Consider the following 19,662-nt stretch of genomic DNA (forward strand, 5'->3'; position numbering starts at 1 on the left):
ATTTATAGCCATTGTAGAATATAAGCCTTTATTGATCAGGATTATTAACAAAGCCTTGACATTCCTTTGTAAGCCCTTCCATGATAACAGTATAAGCTTCCTGCATAGCTTGCTTTTCAAATCTTGTATCTTTACCTTTAGGTATAATAGGCTGATGAATAGTAAGCCGTAAATGATGCCAATGAGGGAAAGCCCAATCTTTAGTTCGAGGCATAATGTCAAATGATCCATTGATTGTTAAAGGGCAAATGGGTAGCTGGAGTTCATCAGCAAGCATAAATGCACCACGCCGAAATATTCCCATGTGTCCCGTAAAAGAGCGTGCTCCTTCAGGGAATACAACAAGAGACATACCCTCTTGTAGAATATCACGAGCATGATCATAAGTCTCTTTTATCTTTCTTGTACTACTTTTATCCACAAATATATGATGAGCACTTGCACATGCTTCTCCTACAAAAGCTATCTTGCGGAGACCTTTTTTCATCATCCATTTAAAATTTCTTCCTAAAAAACCATATATCAGAAAGATGTCAAAAGCTCCTTGGTGATTACTTACAAAGACATAACTCTGCCCAGGTTTTAGATATTCTCGTCCCTCTACCTTTACAGGAAGTAATAGTAAGCGAATAGTAAGATATGACCATATCTTACCAGGATAATATCCCCAGAAATGACCATCACCTAACCTGCATCCTATTATAGTTATAAAAGCAGTAACTATTGTAAATAATAGGAATAATGGAAGAAAAATAAATAAAGAATACAGACAATAAAAAAAACGTAAAACCTTCATTTGTAATAAATATTAATTAATAATGAGAGGAGTGAAGAGTGATAATAGTTATTTCGTTAGGCATATTAATCCGTAATGGTATTAATCCTCCTAAGCCCGTAGTTACATAAAGATAACGATTATTTTTTTTATATACTCCTTTATCTTCTAATCCAAAGATACTAGTAGGACGAAGTCCAAACAATTGCATCTGACCACCATGTGTATGTCCGCTAAGAGTAAGGTCGGCATGAGTTTTAGGTAATACAGACCGTTTCCATGCAGATGGATCATGTTGAAGCATTATAGAAAACACTCCTTTTTTCATTCCTTTAGTAGCTTTCTTATAATCTGCTAAATTAAGCATTTTATTATTATTAGAGTCATATTCTGTACCTATAATATAAATAGAGTCATTTTTTGCTTTAAGTTGTTTATTTTCCTTATATAAAGGAATATGCTCGTTTTTAAGTAATCTCCAGTGAAGACTATCTTCTATAATTGATTGCAAGTTATCAGTCTGTTTCTTTTTTGCAAGGGTTGAGGCTTTAAGCATATAGTTACCATAATCGTGATTACCACGTACAGCTATTACATTAGGTAAACGTTTTTTAAGTAAAGAAATGAAAGGGATTAATTCTTTGGCTTGTACATTTTCTAAATCGCCTGTAAAACAAATAATATCAGGTTTAGCTGCTTCTATAGTATCAAGTTCTGAAAGAAGAATTTTTTTTCGCCAACCATTAAAAGTTCCAATATGCATATCAGATATATGAACTATCTTATAACTATTAAAAGAAGCAGGGAGGTTATTAAAAGTTAAGTTTATATGGCGTGTAACTACTTTTGTTATCCCAAAGGTAAAGCCATAAATATAAATTATCACAATAGCTAAGGCAGATAATCCTCCTAACAAGTTAATATAAGTATTATTAATATTAAATACATAGTGTGAAAGTATTTGCAAAAAAAGGGTAAATAACATAAATACCACTTTAGGCAAAACAAATATGCCTAATAGAATAAAGTATGTGTTTTGTAAGGTTAAATTATCTGTTGTAAAATTAGATAATGACGCCATCCATATAGTATAGGCTACTATTATAATCGTAGGAATACAATATATCAGCTTCCAACTTTTTTTAAAACAATACAAATTGAAGTGTTTATAAACATAAATATCTGATAATGCGATAATTACTAATAAAGGTATTACTATTCTTGCAATCATACTTTTCTTCTTAAAATATTATGTAAAAAATCATTTATCTTTAAAAAGTAATACTCACATATATTATTAACTATAAAAAAGAATTCTTTTTATTCTCTAAAGAAAAGTTGCTCTCCCCTACTTTCGTCATCAAATATTCCCTTATTATATATATGATGCCCATTACAAATAGTATGTTCTACTTGCCAATTAAAGGTTGTACCTTCAAGAGGAGACCATCCACATTTGCTTTGTATAATATCTTTGGTAACTTGCCAGGGAGTTGTTCGACGAACAATAGCTATATCAGCCTTATACCCTTCACGTAAAAAGCCACGCTTTGCAACATGAAATAGCTTAGCAGGATTATGCGACATTAGCTCCACTACCTTGGTAATAGGTAAGTATCCTTTATCCATCAATGTTAACATCATTATTAATGAAAACTGTATCATAGGCATACCAGATGCAGCCTTGTAGCAGCCTCCTTGCTTTTGTGATAATAAATGAGGAGCATGATCGGTACCTACAACATAAACCTTACCATTAGTAAGTGCTTGTCGTAAAGCTAATTTGTCATTATAGGTTTTTACAGAAGGATTACACTTTATAAGTGCTTTTTTAGATGTATAATCATTATTATCAAACCATAAATGAGCCATGCAAGCCTCTAAAGTAATTAATTCATTATTAGGCTGAGGTACTAAGTTGAGCTCATCTGCTGTAGATATGTGGGCTATATGTAAGTGTGTGTGATAACGGTGAGCTAGGCTTATAGCTAATAGAGAAGAAGCTACACATGCTTCACGACTACGAATTTGGTAATGATATTCTATAGCAGGGTCTTCGCCATATTTTTTCTTATATAGCTCCATATTTTCAGAAATAATTTTCGAATCTTCGCAATGTGTCATTATAGGAAGATCTAAATCGTGAGCTGTACGAAAAATATTATTAAGCTGGTCTTCTTTATCCACTAACATATTTCCAGTAGAAGCTCCCATAAAAAGCTTAATACCGGGAATAAGATGACGATTGAGCTGGCTAAAAATAGGATAATTCTTATTACTTGCTCCAAAGAAAAAGCTATAATTAATATGGCTTGATAAAGCTCCTCTTTGCCACTTATATTCTAAAGCTTCTATAGAGGTAGTTGGTGGATTAGTATTAGGCATCTCCATAAAAGAAGTAACACCACCATAAGCAGCAGCTCTTGTTTCACTTTCTATATCTGCTTTATCAGTAAGTCCGGGCTCACGAAAGTGGACATGGTCGTCTATAACACCTGGCAAAATAAAACAACCTGTAGCATCTATGACTTCATCATACACCTCATCAGGCTTTTTCACACTCTTATCTTGTTGTAAGGATACTATTTTATCATCTTCAATAACTAAATTACCCACAAAGGAGTAACCCTCATTAATTATAGTACCACCTTGTATTAGTATTCTCTTCACAACCCTTTTATTTTATTTTCTTTGTAAGGTGTTTTTATTATTTAGCTTTAGCAGAGTCGCCAGCTAAATCCATTGGGGTAGGTACAGCTACATGAGAACCTAACTTTGTGGTAGGATCTGTCCCTATAGCAGGGGTTGCTGTGCCATTCATCTCTTTTTGTGTTTGCTGAAAACGTGCATAAAACTCTTTGACATGCTTATTATTCTTAAACTGCTCAGTAGCCTTTGCCATAATATATTCCACCCAAGAAGGTAGCTGATTCATAGCATTTGCATACATAACCTCGTCCATCCACACAGGATAAACATTTGGTGTACTATCATAACCTATACGGGTAAGAAATATCCAAGGACCAAGTATATTATCGAAATTGTCTATGACATACTTTGTAAATAGCTTATCACTTTTAGCATATATTCCTAAAGCCTTTTTTATAAGCTGCGCATCTACCTCATTTTCATCATGACCATTTAGTATAGCAGCACTTTCTTCATGATCAATCTCACCATACTGACTACGAATCTGATTAAATTTAGACCAAAAAGCATTTAAAGATTCATTCAAGGGAGTACCACCAACACGCTGCTGTATGTTATCAAGTCGCACTGTAATATTACCTTCTTCTAAAACTACAGGAAATTGAAGGTCGATATCGTCCATATAGATTTGAGCCATACGTACACTGTCCATTTGCCCATGAAAAGCAAACTGTCCATGGATAACGTCACAAGAGTCTATACTTATCAAAGAGTCGGCTTGATCTGTTTTAAGATAAAGTTTTCTGCCGTCTAAGCTAGAAACATTTGATGTGCCCTTGATGTCGTATGATGTAGCACAAGATGCTAAACAAACTATTAATAACAGAGCTAAGAGTATTTTATACATAAAAAAAATATTTTCAGTTTCACAAATATACTACCTTTATTGCAAGCTTAGAAAATTTTTGATAGAATTTAATCCTATAACATACCTTTTAGCGTTTTTTTGAATTATCTATTTACTTTTTTTTAGCTCACTATTTATCCTTTGGGTAGAATATAGCTCTAACACAGCGCCTATAAGCAGCAGTACTACCCAGTTGTGATGAAACACCTTAACATAAAGAGAGTAGCTACCAAGCCAGTTACTTGCAAAAGACTTTAAAAAATGGTAAGAATCTTCCAGCATAAAAGCTCCTGCTGCTATTAAGCAGACAGAGGAAAACAACATTATACGGCGTAAGCGGCACAACACAAGCTCCTTGCCTAAATACTTTTGCTTATATTGCATAGCAGAGAACATCACAGCCCCTATAAGCATTACCCAGCAACTTATTTTTGGGATAAGAAACATTGCATAAAGTATTGCACCTACTACCATAAGCAAACTACCTAAAAAATATATATATTGCTGTAATTGGTTGAGTTCTTTCATTATATTATTTTTTCGTGTTTTCTATCTGAGCTTCATCATCGCTCAAAACAAAAATGTCTTCGTCATCGGCTTTCATAAAATAACGTTCCCGTGCTATACGAGATATAGCTTTAGGATCACGCTTTATAGCACGCAGCTTATTAGTATCCTCCTTATATTGAGCATTATATTTTTTAATGCCAGCCTTTAGGTCTTCTATCTGATAATGATAACCAATGAGCTTGATAAAACTGTTGCCATCTATTACACCAACTAACAACAAGCCTAAAAAAATGGTTATTGCAAACTTAAATCTACTTAGGAAACCTAATATATCTCGTGTTACTTTGCTCACTATTTTATTTTATTTTCTGCAAAAGTAAGCAAAACTTTTCACATTAATATATATGTCCTACCCTTTTTGAGCTAATTAACAAATAATATATAAAAAAAAGAACTTACAAAAACAAATATATAATAACAGAAAATTATTGCTGTATGGTAAAGTTTTTTTCTCTTTATAAAAGAGATTGTTTTCCACCTTTTATCTACCAAACAGCAATAATTTATAAATAGGTTATTGTTTACGTATTATTTTCTTTCCTTCATCTACAGCTTGCATATTTAAAGGAATAAGACCATGATGGCGTTCGGGAAGAGTCTTATATAAAGCTTTCTCTAAACCATTGTTGCTCACTACTGGGCAAACTCCTAATAAGCCGCCAAGCACTATCATATTAAAAACTTTAGAGTTTTTTAATTCTGCAGCCTTCTCTACAGCATCTATACGATATATTTCTATATCTGTGCGAGTTGGAGGGTTAATAATACCATTACCTTCATAAATAAGAATGCCTCCAGGCTTAACCTTTTCTTCAAATTTATCTAAAGAAGGCTGATTAAGAACTATAGCTACATCATATTTACTTAGGATAGGAGAAGATATACGTTGGTCGCTCACTATAACCGTAACATTGGCAGTACCTCCACGCTGCTCAGGACCATAGGCTGGCATCCATGTAACTTCTTTATCTTCCATTAATCCAGAATAAGCAAGAATTTTCCCCATTGATAAAACTCCTTGACCTCCAAACCCACTTATAATGATTTCTTTCTTCATTTCTATGTCTTTATTTATTAATAGTGCTGGCTCTATATTAAGCTATACTTTATTAAGGAAAGCACTACTTAAAAAAAATCTATATTAAAGTCCTGTTGTATCTTTGAGATCTCCTTTTACATATTTAGGATACATATTATCACGCATCCATTCATTAGCTTTAATAGGAGAAAGTTTCCAACCACTATTACATGTAGAAACTATCTCTACAAGAGAACTACCTTTTCCTAACATGCTTGAGGTAAAAGCTTTTCTAATAGCTTTCTTTGCTTTAATGATAGCAGACATCGTTTCTACACTTTGACGTGAAACGAAACAAGTACCTTCAAGCCCACTTGCTATTTGGGTAATATTTAGTGGATATCCATGAATTTTAGGATCGCGACCATAAGGACAAGTGGCTGTCTTTTGTCCGATTAAAGTGGTAGGAGCCATTTGACCTCCTGTCATACCATAAATAGCATTATTAATGAAAATAATACTAATGTTTTCTCCCCTATTTAAAGCGTGAATTGTTTCAGCTGTACCTATACAAGCTAAGTCTCCATCGCCTTGATAGGTAAATACCAGCCTGTCTGGCCATACACGCTTAATACCTGTTGCTAATGCAGGAGCACGACCGTGAGGAGCCTCTTGCCAGTCTATATCTATGTAGCGATAAGCAAACACTGCACAGCCTACAGGTGATACTCCTATAGCCTTATCTTCCATGCCCATCTCTTCTATTACTTCTGATACTAACTTATGCACAACACCATGTGAGCAACCAGGACAGTAATGCATTGTTTCGTTGTTTAACAACTTTGGCTTTTTATATACCAAATTTTCTGGTGCAATAATATTATCTGACATAAAGCTCTCCTATTTTTTTATTAATTTTTCTTTGAGTGCAGCTATAACTTCTTCAGGATCAGGAACTATACCACCTAAACGTCCAAAATGTTCCACAGGGATAGCACCATTTATAGCAAGACGCACATCTTCTACCATTTGTCCTGCATTAATCTCGCTTGTAAGCACTCCTTTCATGTTTTTAGCAACCTTTGCTAACTGCTTAGAAGGGAAAGGCCATAATGTTATAGGACGGAACAGACCTACCTTAATACCCTGCTTACGAGCTAAACTTATAGCTTTCTCACCAATACGTGCAGCACTACCAAAACTTACTATCAGATATTCTGCATCTTCACAGTTAATAGTCTCATAACGACATTCTTTTTCTTGGATTTCTTCATACTTCTTCTGAAGATGAATATTCCTTATTTCCATTACCTCTGGTTTTAGTTCCAAAGACGTAATAATATTAGGAGTACGACCACCTTTCCTCCCATAAGTGGCCCATGGGCATTCTTTTATAATTTCTTCTTCTGTTCGGCGAGGCTTCATAGGAGGTAAAATAACTTTTTCCATCATTTGCCCAATCACACCATCAGATAAAATCATTGCAGGATTGCGATATTTAAAGGCTAACTCAAAAGCTAAATCGACAAAGTCTGCCATTTCTTGTACTGAATTAGGAGCTAAGACTATAACATAATAATCGCCATTACCACCACCACGAGTAGCTTGGAAATAGTCACTTTGACTAGGCTGGATAGTACCTAATCCAGGACCACCACGCTGAACATTTACAAAAACTCCAGGTAGCTCGGCACCTGCTAAATAGCTAATACCTTCTTGCATTAATGCGATACCAGGAGAGGACGAAGATGTTAACACTCGTTTGCCCGCACCTGCTCCGCCATATACCATATTAATAGAAGCTACTTCGCTTTCTGCTTGTAGAACCACCATTCCTGTTGTTTCCCAAGGTTTTAAAACGGCAAGAGTTTCGATTATCTCGCTTTGTGGAGTAATAGGATAACCAAAATAAGCATCAGTACCACATCTTATGGCAGCATGTGCTATAGCCTCATTACCCTTCATTAGTTTTATTTCTTGTTCTGCCATAATTTATTCCTCTACTTTTTTCCTATAAACTGTAATACAACCATCTGGACACACCACTGCACATGATGTGCAGCCTATGCAGTCTTCTGGCCTCTCAGAAACCATATAAGCATAACCATGTGTGTTTACTTTCTTCTTGACTATCGCTATAACATCTTTTGGACAAGCCACAAGACATAGCTGACACCCTTTACAACGGTCAGTATCTATAACGATAGCACCTTTAATCTTGCTCATTGTTTTTGAAATTTAAGGATTATAAGCGTCTTTATTATAGAAATTAAACATATCATCTAACATCTGCTTAGCTTCTACCGCAGGAGAATTAGCATCAAGCTCTATTGCTTCCAAATAGCAATTCATAGCGTTTTGCCAATCACCACGCCTTCGGTAATCATTACCTAATCGATAATATTCTTCTGCTGTCATAATTTCGCTTGCGTTTTTATTTATAATATTCTTTCTTCCCAGCAGATAAGGTATTTTTCATAAGGGAACATATAGTCATAGGACCAACACCTCCAGGTACTGGAGTAATGTAAGAGCAAAGAGGTGCAACCTCATCAAACTTAACGTCCCCTGTTAATTTAAATCCTTTTTTAGCTGTAGAATCAGGAACTCGCGTTGTACCTACATCAATTACTATGGCACCTTTTTTTACCATATCTTTTGTAACAAAATTAGGTACACCTATAGCTGCTATAATAATATCTGCTGCACGACATTCCTCTTTTAATGTTTTTGAATGAGAATGGCATACCGTAACAGTAGCATCTCCTAAATGTTTTTGCATCATTAGTTGTGCCATAGGTTTACCCACTATATTACTTCTACCCAATATTACACACTTCTTACCTGAAGTAGAAATATTATAATAATTTAGTAATGTGAGTATTCCCAGTGGCGTTGCTGAAATAAAACATGGAAGCCCTATTACCATTCTACCAACATTGATAGGGTGAAAACCATCAACATCTTTTCTATAGTCAATGGCCATTATGATTTTTTGTTCATCAATGTGCTTTGGCAAAGGCAACTGAACAATGAATCCATCTATATCATTGTCATTATTCAATTGATCAACGCAAGCAAGCAACTCTTCCTCTGTTACATTTTCTTCGAAACGGATTAAAGTAGATTTAAAGCCACATTGCTCGCAAGCAATAACCTTGTTTTTTACATAAGTTTCGCTGCCTCCATCATGCCCTACAAGAACTGCTGCTAAATGAGGCTGCTTGCCACCTTTAGATAATATTTCTTTTACTTCTGCTGCTATTTTTTGCTTTATAGCATAAGCGGTAGCTTTACCATCGATCAATTGATATTCCATAGTTATATTTTTTAGATTTATAATTTATTCAAATTTGGCAAATCAGGCATATTTGACATATTCTTTAAACTTTTCATTCTGCTCATCATACCTGCCATTTTAGAACCAGTAACCATCTTCATCATTTTACGAGTTTGGTCAAACTGCTTTAGCAAGCGATTAACTTCCTGAATGTCAGTGCCAGAACCTTTTGCTATACGACGCCTACGTATGTTATTAAGTATTTCCGGGTTAGTACGCTCTTTAGGAGTCATACTTTGTATGATAGCTTCTATTCCTTTAAAAGCGTTGTCGTCTATGTCAACGTCTCTAATGGCTTTACCTACACCAGGTATCATAGAAGCTAAATCCTTTAAATTACCCATTTTCTTAATCTGCTGTATCTGATTGTAGAAGTCGTTAAAGTCGAACTTGTTTTTTTGTATCTTCTTTTGTAAACGTTTAGCCTCTTCTTCATCAAACTGCTCCTGGGCACGTTCAACAAGAGAAACAACGTCTCCCATACCTAAAATACGGTCTGCCATACGTTCAGGATGGAACACATCAATGGCGTCCATCTTTTCGCCTGTACCTATAAACTTGATAGGCTTTGTTACTACAGTACGGATAGAAAGAGCTGCACCACCGCGAGTATCACCATCAAGCTTGGTAAGAACAACTCCGTCAAAATCTAATCTGGAGTTAAATTCCTTTGCTGTGTTTACTGCGTCCTGACCAGTCATAGAATCTACCACAAATAAGGTCTCATCAGGGGTGATATGATTTTTCAAGCTTTCTATCTCGTTCATCATATCCTCATCAACAGCTAAGCGGCCTGCTGTGTCGATAATTATAACATCATTTCCCTTACTCTTTGCTTCTGCTATTGCATGAGTAGCTATTTCGTTTACATTCTTATTGCCAGCTTCGCTATATACAGGTACATCTACTTGCTCTCCTACAACTTTCAATTGATCTATAGCTGCAGGACGATAAACATCGCATGCAACAAGCAAAGGCTGCTTATGATTTTTTGTCTTAAGCATTTTAGCTAACTTGCCCGCAAAAGTAGTTTTACCAGAACCTTGCAAACCACTCATTAAGATTATGGCAGGACGGTTTTCCAAACTCATTCCTACTGCTTCGCCACCCATTAAAAGAGCTAACTCATCGTGTACTAACTTCACCATAAGCTGACCAGGCTTAACAGCTGTAAGAACATTCATTCCGAGAGCCTTTGCCTTAACCCTATCAGTAAAAGATTTAGCTACTTTGTAGTTAACATCAGCATCAAGCAGTGCTCTGCGCACATCTTTTAGTGTTTCTGCAACATTGATTTCTGTTATCTTACCTTCACCTTTAAGGATTTTAAACGAGCGCTCTAAACGATCACTTAGATTTTCAAACATTGTTTTAAAAGTATACTTATTTATTTCGAAAATATATCGCAAAGATAATAAAAACAAAAGAAAATATCAAACACTTTATAGCCTTTTTTATATATTTTATTCTGGCGGATTAATTAAAGTAACTATATAATAGGCTTTTATATAAAAAAAACTACTATTGACTATCACACTAAAAAAAAGAAACTAAAACCTCTTGTAAGATTTATTTTTACAGTGAAAGGCTTATCTCTAATTATACAAAGGCAGATACTTTCACATGCAATTAAGCATATATGAGAAGCAAAAATAATCTATTTTTATACCAAAAATAGATTAAAAATAAAATAAAAATAGGTTATTTTTATTTTATGTACTTATCTTATTATCATCTAAACTATTATTATTAGCATAAAAAAAAAGCTGTGTTCAATATTGGCTTTAGTAGCTGTTTTTATAAAGATTGTATTAAACTAAAAAATAAGACAAAGACATTTTTTTTTATTATCATCTTTATTTATATAAAAGGAAAAGTAAATAATGTTTTTTGAAAAAAAATATTTTATTGATAAATGAATGGAAAAATGGACTTAATATACCATTTACATCAAAAAAAAACAATAAATTTGCAATAAAAATAAAGAAAAGATGGAATTTTTTATAAGTCTAAAAAACGAAAAGATAGGTCCTTATACCATTAAAGAGCTTAAAGAGCGTAATCTTGATGCAGCTACTCTTGTTATGTCTGTAAACGATACTAAATGGGTGCCGGCATGGCAAGTAGAAGAGTTGCGCCCTATACTTGAACATGAGGCTAATCTAAAGACAAACAACATACCCGATGAGCTTACCTCTAAAAATATCCAGACTGATAATACTAAAGCAGAAGAAGACTTTTCTTATGTAAAGGCAAAACCAATATATAATAACGCTACCACCCAAGAGCATGAGCCTAACTTTCAGTCTGTAAAAAAGAAAAAGTCGCATGGCTGCCTTATAGGCTTTATTTCTTTAGTTGTTATTTTGCTAATATTATGTTTTACATGTCCTTCTAAAGATGATCACAAAAAGGCTTTAACAGATGTGATAACACAAACTTTAGATGATGCAAAACAAAAACTAAATGATGATTCTGACCTTACAGGTATTGATCAAACTTTTACAACGATGTTTCTTTCTTCTATAGATCAAGTGGTCAAATCGTCTATAGACAGCTTACTGAAGGTAAATAATTATGGAGTTTTCTCTATTGGAAAAATAAATTTTGCAGGACAGGAAAAGATAGTATCTTTAGGTATCCTTAATCATGTCTTTACTTTAGATAAACAAGATATAGAACAAGAAATTAATAGAAGGCTTCAAGCAGGTAATAATATCCAAAAAGGAAGTAAGCTAAAACAAGGCATAAAAGGGTTGATAGAAGACGGCATTATACCGCTTACCAAATCGCTTAAAGATGTTATAGGGTCTACCATTAACGATCTTATAAACGAAGGCGACAATAACAATCAAGAGCCAGCTGACTCCATTTAATATATATAGATCTATTTTGTTATTATAGTAAAGCGAAGATTAACGTTTTAAAAAGTCAGTCTTAGCACCAAAGGAAGATGATCGCTAAAGCCGCTATTATATCGCAACCCATTATAGTTGCGACGTGGTTTCACACCACCATATTTCGTATCTTCTTCTAACAAAAAAGGGGTATCGTTAATGGAACACGATTTTATATTTGAGAGCAAATTAAGTGATATTAAAAAGTGGTCTAAGCTCCCCCACTCTCCTTGAAAGCGATAAGTGCCCATAGCTCCATGTGTACCTTGTGCTTTTTCAGATATATCTATTATATTATGTTTGCAGATGCGGCGCAAAGCAGGTGAAGAGGCATAGTCGTTAAAATCGCCCATTATCAGTATTTTAGAGTTATTATTTATTTTTCTAATAGAGTCTATCGAATGGCACAACACATCGGCTACATGCAATCTAAAAGGTCGAGATTGCAATTCTCCACCCGATTTGCTTGGTGCATGTAATAAAAAAACATGAAGAGTATCTCCGCTCACTATTTCTCCTTCCACATGTAAAATATCACGTGTTGGCTTCATTCCTTTTAGTGGCTTCACTTTAATAGTATCGGCTTTTAATACTTTAAATGAAAAAGGAGAGTAAAGTAAAGCTACATCTATTCCGCGTTCATCGGGAGAATTAGTCATTATATATTCGTAACGTGCTTTTCGCAATAAAGAACGTTTTGTAAGATCAAATAATACGGTATCATTTTCCACCTCACATAATCCTACAATATCTGGCACAGACCACCCTACACTATCCTTACCACAAGAAAGTATTTCTTTACCTATCTTATTTATTTTTTCCCAATACCTTGTCTTTGTCCAATGTCGCATACCATTAGGTAAGAATTCTGTATCGTTTTTCAGGCTATCATGTCGTACATCAAACATATTTTCGGCATTAAGCTCTACTACAACTATTTTTGTTTGAGCTAAAAGGCTAAAAGGTAAAAATATGAAAAAGAATGTAAGCAAAAATATTTTCATATTCACAAGACTAATATTCTTATTGTTACAGGAAAGAGGTGTGTTATCTAAAATATCTCTTAATGAATGTTTTTTACATTTTATTGTTAATAATAGACAACTGCTGACGTAGGCTTTCCTCGTGTATAAGTTCGAACACTTGTGCTACAAAATCTATATTCATTCCACAAAGACCAGCCTGAACTCCTCGCTTTTCTAAAATTTCCTTATACCTATTCGATTGTAAAACAGTCATATTATGTTTCTTTTTATAAACTCCTATTTCCCTGCAAATACGAAATCGCTTAGCCAGCAAGTCCATTAAGCTGTTATCTAAGTCGTCTATCTGTGAGCGTAACTGCCTAATACCTTCTGTAGAAATAGACTCATTTCTTACTATTAATAAAGACAAAATGTAATCTAATATATCAGGAGTAACCTGCTGTGCAGCATCACTCCAAGCGCAATCAGGGTTGCAATGACTTTCTATTATTAAGCCATCAAAGCCTAAGTCCATAGCTTGTTGGCAAAGTGGTGCTATTAATTCGCGGCGTCCTCCTATATGGCTTGGGTCGCATATAATAGGAAGTTGTGGTATACGGCGACGTAATTCTATAGGAATTTGCCACATAGGGGGGTTGCGATAGACCTTATTATCATAAATAGAAAAGCCACGGTGTATAGCTGCTAAACGCTTAACACCTGCTTGGTTAAGACGTTGTAAAGCTCCTATCCATAGCTCTAAATCAGGGTTGATAGGATTTTTTACAAGTACAGGAATATCTACTCCTTGCAAGCTATCTGCTAAAGCCTGCATAGCAAAAGGATTTGCAGATGTTCGAGCACCTATCCATAAGATGTCAATATTAGAGGCTAAAGCTAACGATACGTGTTCAGGGGTAGCCACTTCTGTAGCTACAAGCATACCTGTAAAGTCTTTTACTTTCTTTATCCAAGGTAAAGCAGCCTTTCCCTTTCCCTCAAAGCCACCGGGTTTAGTGCGAGGTTTCCATACTCCTGCTCTAAAGACGTGGCAGCCTTTAGCGGCTAAACTCTTAGCAGTAGTCATCACTTGTTCCTCTGTTTCAGCAGAACACGGACCTGCTATTATTATAGGACGTTCCTTATCACATGGTATATTTAATGGTTTTAAGTTAAGCTCCATATACTTGTTTTTTTTTATCCTCCTTTTTTATATATATTTTTTAATGCACCATTTTATATGCATTTATATATCCATTTTGTTATAAACCGTATCCCCTCGCCTAACCATAATACTAAAGAAGTGATAATGATAATAAGTACCCAGTCTATAACACTGAGTGGAGATACATTAAACATCTCACCTCCCAACTGTACAATAGCTATTTGTCCTACAAGGATAAAAGCCGCAATAAACAAAAATCCTTTACATCCTTTTAAATGGAAAGCACTACGGCCTGTACAGAAAGCACGAGCATTAAACATGTTCCAAAACTGAAGCATCACAAAAACAGTAAAAAATATACTAAGTTCATAAGCAGTCATACCCTTATCAGCGTGATGGCTAAGATGGAACAAATCAGTTACGTGTAAAACAGTATAGTGTTCTAAAACAAATAATAACGCTACCAATACTAAGAAGAATGCACCTCCCATAAGAAAAATATTTTTTTTCATTGCAGGTGATATGATAAAAGCAGACCGCTTGCGTGGGGCATCTTCCATTACTCTTTTAGAAGGAGGTAAAGAAGCCAAAGCCATTGCTGCAAATGTGTCCATGATGAGGTTTACCCATAGCATTTGTGTTACTGTTAATGGGCTTTGTGTCCCCATAAAAGCACCTATCAAAACTATTAAGCATGCTGCTACGTTTACGGTCATCTGAAAAAGTATAAACCGTTGTATGTTTTGATAAAGCGAGCGCCCCCACATGACTGCACGTCCTATAGAGTTAAATGAATTGTCTATAATGGTAATATCAGATGCTTGCTTGGCTACACTTGTGCCATCGCCCATTGAAAGACCTACATGTGCAGCTTTTAACGCAGGAGCATCATTAGTGCCATCACCAGTTACAGCTACTACCTGATTACATTTTTGTAATGCTTCTACTAAGCGTTTTTTGTCCATAGGACGCGCTCGGGCTATTATCTTTAGGTCAAGTACGCAGCTTTGTAGCTCTTCATCTGTGAGCTGTTCAAATTCTGCACCTGTTATTATATGATTTTCTTTATCAACATCATCATTCCATAATCCCACTTCTCGCCCTATCTCTTTTGCCGTGCCAGGTGTGTCTCCTGTAACAATTTTTATATCTATTCCTGCTTTTAAACACTCTTTAATAGCAAAAGGCACATCAAGGCGTACAGGATCGGATATAGCAACAATGCCTATAAAAGTTAAGCCACGCTCATTACCATTAAAAGAAGCCATAAGTTTTTCTATAGGATTATTATGTTGTAATATTTCCTCTCCCTCGTTTATTATATAATATGCAAAACCAAGTGTACGCATAGCTTTGTTTTGCCATGTAAGCAATTGTTTGTCTATGTTATCCCATTTTGCTTCGCCTGCTATCTCTTTACATTTGTTGCGTATAATATCTGTCGCGCCTTTCACATAAAGCACATATTTATTAGGTAGACAAGCAGTTTTTACAAGTGTAGCCATATATTTACGCTCAGTAGAAAAAGGTATTTCATCTATTATCTCTGCTTCTTGTCTTAAAAGGCGATAATCTTCTTTTTGGTCTTTGAGCCATAAAAGCAATGCTCCCTCTGTGGGATTACCTATAGCCTGTGGACGCTTAGGCTCTGTTAGGTCAAGTTCTGCTGTAGTGTTTACAGCTATTCCCTCTATAAAACATTTATTAATAATGTTATCATTGCTACACTTATATACTTTATTTACTCGCATTTGGTTTTGTGTTAGCGTGCCTGTCTTGTCTGTACATATTACAGTAGTAGCCCCCATCGTTTCACATGCGTGCATCTTACGAACAAGATTATTATTCTTGAACATACGGCGCATAGAGTAAGCTAAGCTCAACGTAACAGCCATAGGCAATCCTTCAGGTACTGCTACTACAATAAGTGTAACACATATCATAATAGATGTAAGAAGATATTGTAAAAAATATATCCAGCTAAAATCGAAAGAAACAAAATACATTACCATTCTTCCTATAAGGATAAGTGCAGCTATAACATAGCTACCTATAGTAATTAGTTTAGATAGTTTGTTGAGTTGTTCTGTGAGTGGAGTTTTTACGTTATTATCTATTTGGGTTGCAACGAAAACTTTACCATTCTCAGTGTTATCACCCACACGGTCTACTTTAAACATGCCATGTCCTTCCATTACTTTTGTACCACGCAAGACATGATTAGTAGGGAAAGTTGCATCAGGATCGAAATCATCAGGATTAACGCTCTTATGGCATATAGGCTCTCCTGTGAGAGTAGACTCGTCTACATTTAACGCAATGGCCTCAAGAAGTTCTCCGTCGGCAGGTATTTCTGCTCCTGTATTGAGTAACACTATGTCGCCTACTACAATATCTTTTTTAGCTACTTTAGTAGTATTACCATTCCTAATAACCTCTACAGGATCATCATCGTTTATTTTGTTTAATATAGAAAATGCTTTATTTGCTTTTTCCTCAAAAAAGAAAGCCATACCCGTGGCAAGAAAAATAGCTATAAATATGCCCATTGGCTCAAAGAAAACACTCTTTTCGCCATGCATTCCAAAATATTCATACAAGGAAATTCCAGTAGAAAACACTCCTGCTATAATAAGTATTGCAATGAGTGGATCTTCTAACTTGGTAAAGAAACGTTTCCATAGCGTATCTTTTTGGGGTGGTGTAATGATGTTTTCACCATATTTTAATCTGCTTTCTGTAACCTCTCTGTCGCTAAGTCCGGTGTATGTTTTGTTTGGTTTCATAACTGTTCTGTATTGTTTTTTAAAGTTTTTATTATGCTTTTTTCAGGTGTAAGGCTAATTGAAAAAGAGAAGGAATAAAGATACATAGAGAGAAAAATATACCTCCATACATTAGCTGGTTATTACCATGGAAAAGATCTATAAGTTTTCCATCAGATATTTCAGGCATAATGTGAAACATTATATAAGCTATAGTATTATTTACCCAATGTACAATAACTCCTGGTATAATGCTATAAGTGCGATAATACATCCAGCCAAGTATTAACCCTATGATAAAAGCATGAATGCCTTGTGCCAAATTAAAATGAATAAAGCCAAAGAGAAAAGCTGAAATAATAATACCTACCCAGTGCTGTTTACCTTTAAAAGTCTTAAGAAGTAAGCGTAAGATGGCTCCTCTAAAAACAAGCTCTTCTGTAACAGGTGCTAAGATACCTATAAAAATATATCCCCATGGCTCTTTCATGATGTTTTTAAACAACTCTTCATTTTGTTTTGGCATAGTAAGATTAATATGCTCATAGATATATTCAAAAGGAAGGATAGAACCTATAGCTAAGAGTATGGCCCAAGTAAGTACTGCCCAAGGGCGAGATTTTATATAATTAGTAGAAATAATTGCCCAGTTGAGTTTTAGGAAAAGTATTATAGTAAAAATGCTACTAAGTGCGTTTATTATGCAAAGCAAAATGTTTTTTTCGCCTGTGCTAAGACTTGCCATTACTGTTTCTACACTTTGGTGTGAAAACCCAGCATATATACTCGCACAAATAATATTAAAGCCTATTTGTAATAAAACGAATATAGCAACAAAAAGAATACTGTATAAAACACTATTTAAGAATTGTTTATTTACCATTTTTCGATATATTTGTTTTTATTGAGAGAGTTTTTTTAGAATTGTTTCATGTTATATACTTTCCTTTAATATTTCCTCACATTGCTTTTTATCATTAGCTAACTGCGAAGAGAGAGCAGAAAGGGTGTCGAACTTCCTCTCTCCTCTAACACGCTGAATAAAAGATACTTTAATGTTATGCCCATAAAGAGATTTATTAAAGTTGAAAATATTAGTTTCTATGCAAAGAGTTTTGCCATTATATGTGGGACGAACGCCTATGTACAACATACCATTTAGCCATAATGGAGAAAGGTCTGTTTTTACTTTTACAGCATATACCCCTTCTGCAGGTATAAGCTGAAAACAAGTTTTTCTATCTATGTTTGCGGTAGGATAACCCAGCTTATGACCATTATGGTATCCTTCTATTACTTGTCCCTCTATAACATAATTATAGCCAAGAGCTTTATTAGCTGCTTTTATTTCACCTAAAGTTATTAATCGTCTAATTACAGATGAGCTTATATGCTCTTTATTACTATTAAGCTCTGTTGCTTTTATAACTTCTATTCCCAATTCTTGCCCATACCGTTGATAATCGTCAAAGCTTTCTTTACAGCCATAACCAAACTTATTATCATAACCTATAATAAGTTTTGTAACATGTAGCCGCTCTGATAATATAGATTGCATAAAGTCTTTTGCGTGAAGTAAGGATAAAGCTTTGTCAAAATGAAGAATTATACAAATATCCACCCCTGTAGCCTCTATAAGTTTAATCTTTTGAGTAAAAGAAGAAAGAAGAGATAGGTGCTGATGAGGGTGTAATACTTGGCGAGGGTGATTATCGAAAGTTATAACTGCTGATTGCATGCCTGAGAAGCGAGCTTTTTGTTTCACCTCTTCTATTAAGAAGCGATGCCCTCTATGTACACCATCAAAGAAGCCTATTGTTGCTACTAAAGGAGGAAGATAATTGTTAACCTCATCATTTAAGTATATTATTTTCACTATATATTCTTTTGTTCTATTGATAATTTTAATATATTATGGATTAACCATATATTATAAGGTAAGTGTTTTTTATAAAAAAACCGAAACTTATATACATCTTTTTGCTTTTTAGGCATTCACTTTAAGTTGTAATATCCTTTAACTTATACTGTAATATTTACTTCTAAGAAAATCTTTTGTGTGTTTGTGCATTGCCCTTGCCTTTATTAAAAGCATAAGAAATTTCTTGTGCAAAGGTACATAAAACCACTCTAATGATAAGGCTCTATTACCAAAATAGTGTTAAAACGAAAAAAAATAAACAGCTACTGTGTGTTTTTTCATTTTTATTTATTACCTTTGCAAGCGTAAATAAAAACAAACATATCGCGGACTTGTAGCTCAGTTGGTTAGAGCAACAGACTCATAATCTGGAGGTCACAGGTTCAAGCCCTGTCTGGTCCACAAAAACAATTGATGAGTTACAGTAATGTAACTCATTTTTTTTGTCTTATAGCTAAATTTAAACTACCCTTATTAAGAAACCTCACATAAAAAAAAGGTTTTTCTCAAGAAGAACAATTCCACTTATCTAATATTTTTTGTAAATTTGCGAGAAACATTCGTTTTATATATTTCCTACTATGTCCGAGATTATAGATATACTCGAAAATAAATGGGTCAGTCGTAAAACCCAGTTGCAAGCCCTCTCCTCTCAGGCACATAATTTCATAAGTATTTGTTATCTTTGCA

Annotated in this window: 20 protein-coding genes and 1 tRNA gene; 2 read left to right on the forward strand and 19 right to left on the reverse strand. The window is 34.6% G+C overall.

All coding sequences use genetic code 11. The features are described from left to right. Positions 1–28: 28 nt before the first annotated feature. From AC1DCD_RS04550 to ffh, 13 genes are all read right to left on the reverse strand, one after another. Positions 29–796: a lysophospholipid acyltransferase family protein gene (locus tag AC1DCD_RS04550; protein ID WP_019036188.1), complete on the reverse strand. Its 768-nt coding sequence runs from the start codon at positions 794–796 to the stop codon at positions 29–31. A 16-nt stretch (positions 797–812) separates the two neighbouring features. Next, positions 813–2,006, reverse strand: coding sequence for a metallophosphoesterase (locus AC1DCD_RS04555; RefSeq protein WP_464640421.1), 1,194 nt, complete (start codon positions 2,004–2,006; stop codon positions 813–815). 89 nt (positions 2,007–2,095) lie between these two features. Then, complete coding sequence (locus AC1DCD_RS04560) at positions 2,096–3,445, reverse strand: dihydroorotase (RefSeq protein ID WP_464640419.1); 1,350 nt, start codon at positions 3,443–3,445, stop codon at positions 2,096–2,098. Between the two features lie 37 nt (positions 3,446–3,482). Beyond that, the gene (locus AC1DCD_RS04565; RefSeq protein ID WP_008449959.1) at positions 3,483–4,331 is read right to left on the reverse strand and encodes a DUF4369 domain-containing protein; all 849 of its coding nucleotides are present in this window, start codon (positions 4,329–4,331) and stop codon (positions 3,483–3,485) included. 108 nt (positions 4,332–4,439) lie between these two features. Next, positions 4,440–4,859 (reverse strand): hypothetical protein, encoded by a 420-nt coding sequence (locus AC1DCD_RS04570; protein ID WP_008449923.1) that lies wholly within the window; start codon positions 4,857–4,859, stop codon positions 4,440–4,442. Between the two features lie 4 nt (positions 4,860–4,863). Further along, positions 4,864–5,193: an FtsB family cell division protein gene (locus AC1DCD_RS04575; RefSeq protein WP_008449938.1), complete on the reverse strand. Its 330-nt coding sequence runs from the start codon at positions 5,191–5,193 to the stop codon at positions 4,864–4,866. A 222-nt stretch (positions 5,194–5,415) separates the two neighbouring features. Then, the gene (locus tag AC1DCD_RS04580; protein ID WP_008449901.1) at positions 5,416–5,958 is read right to left on the reverse strand and encodes a 2-oxoacid:acceptor oxidoreductase family protein; all 543 of its coding nucleotides are present in this window, start codon (positions 5,956–5,958) and stop codon (positions 5,416–5,418) included. An 84-nt stretch (positions 5,959–6,042) separates the two neighbouring features. Continuing rightward, positions 6,043–6,810: a thiamine pyrophosphate-dependent enzyme gene (locus AC1DCD_RS04585; protein ID WP_008449961.1), complete on the reverse strand. Its 768-nt coding sequence runs from the start codon at positions 6,808–6,810 to the stop codon at positions 6,043–6,045. A gap of 9 nt (positions 6,811–6,819) precedes the next feature. Continuing rightward, positions 6,820–7,908: a 3-methyl-2-oxobutanoate dehydrogenase subunit VorB gene (locus tag AC1DCD_RS04590; RefSeq protein WP_019036184.1), complete on the reverse strand. Its 1,089-nt coding sequence runs from the start codon at positions 7,906–7,908 to the stop codon at positions 6,820–6,822. Between the two features lie 3 nt (positions 7,909–7,911). Then, positions 7,912–8,145 (reverse strand): 4Fe-4S dicluster domain-containing protein, encoded by a 234-nt coding sequence (locus AC1DCD_RS04595; RefSeq protein WP_008449875.1) that lies wholly within the window; start codon positions 8,143–8,145, stop codon positions 7,912–7,914. A 12-nt stretch (positions 8,146–8,157) separates the two neighbouring features. Continuing rightward, positions 8,158–8,337 carry a tetratricopeptide repeat protein gene (locus AC1DCD_RS04600; RefSeq protein ID WP_008449925.1) on the reverse strand — a complete coding sequence of 60 codons (180 nt, stop codon included), beginning with the start codon at positions 8,335–8,337 and terminating at the stop codon, positions 8,158–8,160. Between the two features lie 16 nt (positions 8,338–8,353). Beyond that, complete coding sequence (gene folD / locus AC1DCD_RS04605) at positions 8,354–9,238, reverse strand: bifunctional methylenetetrahydrofolate dehydrogenase/methenyltetrahydrofolate cyclohydrolase FolD (protein WP_008449920.1); 885 nt, start codon at positions 9,236–9,238, stop codon at positions 8,354–8,356. Positions 9,239–9,255: 17 nt separating this feature from the next. Further along, complete coding sequence (gene ffh / locus AC1DCD_RS04610; protein ID WP_008449905.1) at positions 9,256–10,626, reverse strand: signal recognition particle protein; 1,371 nt, start codon at positions 10,624–10,626, stop codon at positions 9,256–9,258. A gap of 624 nt (positions 10,627–11,250) precedes the next feature. Here ffh and AC1DCD_RS04615 point away from each other — a divergent pair. Next, positions 11,251–12,135, forward strand: a complete 885-nt coding sequence (locus tag AC1DCD_RS04615) for a GYF domain-containing protein (RefSeq protein WP_464640414.1) — start codon at positions 11,251–11,253, stop codon at positions 12,133–12,135. A 47-nt stretch (positions 12,136–12,182) separates the two neighbouring features. Here the strand turns inward: AC1DCD_RS04615 and AC1DCD_RS04620 are convergent, their stop codons facing one another. The 5 genes from AC1DCD_RS04620 to AC1DCD_RS04640 form a co-directional block, all read right to left on the reverse strand. Next, a complete protein-coding gene (locus tag AC1DCD_RS04620; RefSeq protein WP_464640412.1) occupies positions 12,183–13,160 on the reverse strand; it encodes an endonuclease/exonuclease/phosphatase family protein in 978 nt (325 codons plus the stop codon). A 73-nt stretch (positions 13,161–13,233) separates the two neighbouring features. Beyond that, on the reverse strand, positions 13,234–14,304 hold the full coding sequence (locus AC1DCD_RS04625) for a bifunctional 3-deoxy-7-phosphoheptulonate synthase/chorismate mutase type II (RefSeq protein WP_464640410.1): 1,071 nt from the start codon (positions 14,302–14,304) through the stop codon (positions 13,234–13,236). 53 nt (positions 14,305–14,357) lie between these two features. After that, the gene (locus AC1DCD_RS04630; protein ID WP_464640408.1) at positions 14,358–17,072 is read right to left on the reverse strand and encodes a calcium-translocating P-type ATPase, PMCA-type; all 2,715 of its coding nucleotides are present in this window, start codon (positions 17,070–17,072) and stop codon (positions 14,358–14,360) included. Positions 17,073–17,103: 31 nt separating this feature from the next. Continuing rightward, positions 17,104–17,934, reverse strand: a complete 831-nt coding sequence (locus AC1DCD_RS04635) for a CPBP family intramembrane glutamic endopeptidase (RefSeq protein WP_464640406.1) — start codon at positions 17,932–17,934, stop codon at positions 17,104–17,106. A gap of 51 nt (positions 17,935–17,985) precedes the next feature. Beyond that, positions 17,986–18,927, reverse strand: a complete 942-nt coding sequence (locus AC1DCD_RS04640; protein WP_060932717.1) for a bifunctional riboflavin kinase/FAD synthetase — start codon at positions 18,925–18,927, stop codon at positions 17,986–17,988. A gap of 373 nt (positions 18,928–19,300) precedes the next feature. On the opposite strand from AC1DCD_RS04640, the gene AC1DCD_RS04645 reads away from it, so the two are divergent. Further along, a tRNA-Ile gene (locus AC1DCD_RS04645) sits at positions 19,301–19,374 on the forward strand. Positions 19,375–19,478: 104 nt separating this feature from the next. Here AC1DCD_RS04645 and AC1DCD_RS04650 read toward each other — a convergent pair. Continuing rightward, positions 19,479–19,662, reverse strand: a 184-nt coding sequence (locus AC1DCD_RS04650; protein ID WP_464640404.1) for a hypothetical protein, incomplete at its 5' end; no start/stop codon positions are given.

This window comes from Prevotella sp. C0209C1, from assembly GCF_056583855.1.

Bases quoted from the DNA above. Each gene is read 5' to 3' on its own strand.
- AC1DCD_RS04550 (WP_019036188.1), bottom strand. From the start codon at position 796: ATGAAGGTTTTACGTTTTTTTTATTGTCTGTATTCTTTATTTATTTTT.
- AC1DCD_RS04555 (WP_464640421.1), bottom strand. From the start codon at position 2,006: ATGATTGCAAGAATAGTAATACCTTTATTAGTAATTATCGCATTATCA.
- AC1DCD_RS04565 (WP_008449959.1), bottom strand. From the start codon at position 4,331: ATGTATAAAATACTCTTAGCTCTGTTATTAATAGTTTGTTTAGCATCT.
- AC1DCD_RS04570 (WP_008449923.1), bottom strand. From the start codon at position 4,859: ATGAAAGAACTCAACCAATTACAGCAATATATATATTTTTTAGGTAGT.
- AC1DCD_RS04580 (WP_008449901.1), bottom strand. From the start codon at position 5,958: ATGAAGAAAGAAATCATTATAAGTGGGTTTGGAGGTCAAGGAGTTTTA.
- AC1DCD_RS04585 (WP_008449961.1), bottom strand. From the start codon at position 6,810: ATGTCAGATAATATTATTGCACCAGAAAATTTGGTATATAAAAAGCCA.
- AC1DCD_RS04590 (WP_019036184.1), bottom strand. From the start codon at position 7,908: ATGGCAGAACAAGAAATAAAACTAATGAAGGGTAATGAGGCTATAGCA.
- AC1DCD_RS04595 (WP_008449875.1), bottom strand. From the start codon at position 8,145: ATGAGCAAGATTAAAGGTGCTATCGTTATAGATACTGACCGTTGTAAA.
- AC1DCD_RS04600 (WP_008449925.1), bottom strand. From the start codon at position 8,337: ATGACAGCAGAAGAATATTATCGATTAGGTAATGATTACCGAAGGCGT.
- folD (WP_008449920.1), bottom strand. From the start codon at position 9,238: ATGGAATATCAATTGATCGATGGTAAAGCTACCGCTTATGCTATAAAG.
- ffh (WP_008449905.1), bottom strand. From the start codon at position 10,626: ATGTTTGAAAATCTAAGTGATCGTTTAGAGCGCTCGTTTAAAATCCTT.
- AC1DCD_RS04615 (WP_464640414.1), top strand. From the start codon at position 11,251: ATGGAATTTTTTATAAGTCTAAAAAACGAAAAGATAGGTCCTTATACC.
- AC1DCD_RS04620 (WP_464640412.1), bottom strand. From the start codon at position 13,160: ATGAAAATATTTTTGCTTACATTCTTTTTCATATTTTTACCTTTTAGC.
- AC1DCD_RS04625 (WP_464640410.1), bottom strand. From the start codon at position 14,304: ATGGAGCTTAACTTAAAACCATTAAATATACCATGTGATAAGGAACGT.
- AC1DCD_RS04630 (WP_464640408.1), bottom strand. From the start codon at position 17,072: ATGAAACCAAACAAAACATACACCGGACTTAGCGACAGAGAGGTTACA.
- AC1DCD_RS04635 (WP_464640406.1), bottom strand. From the start codon at position 17,934: ATGGTAAATAAACAATTCTTAAATAGTGTTTTATACAGTATTCTTTTT.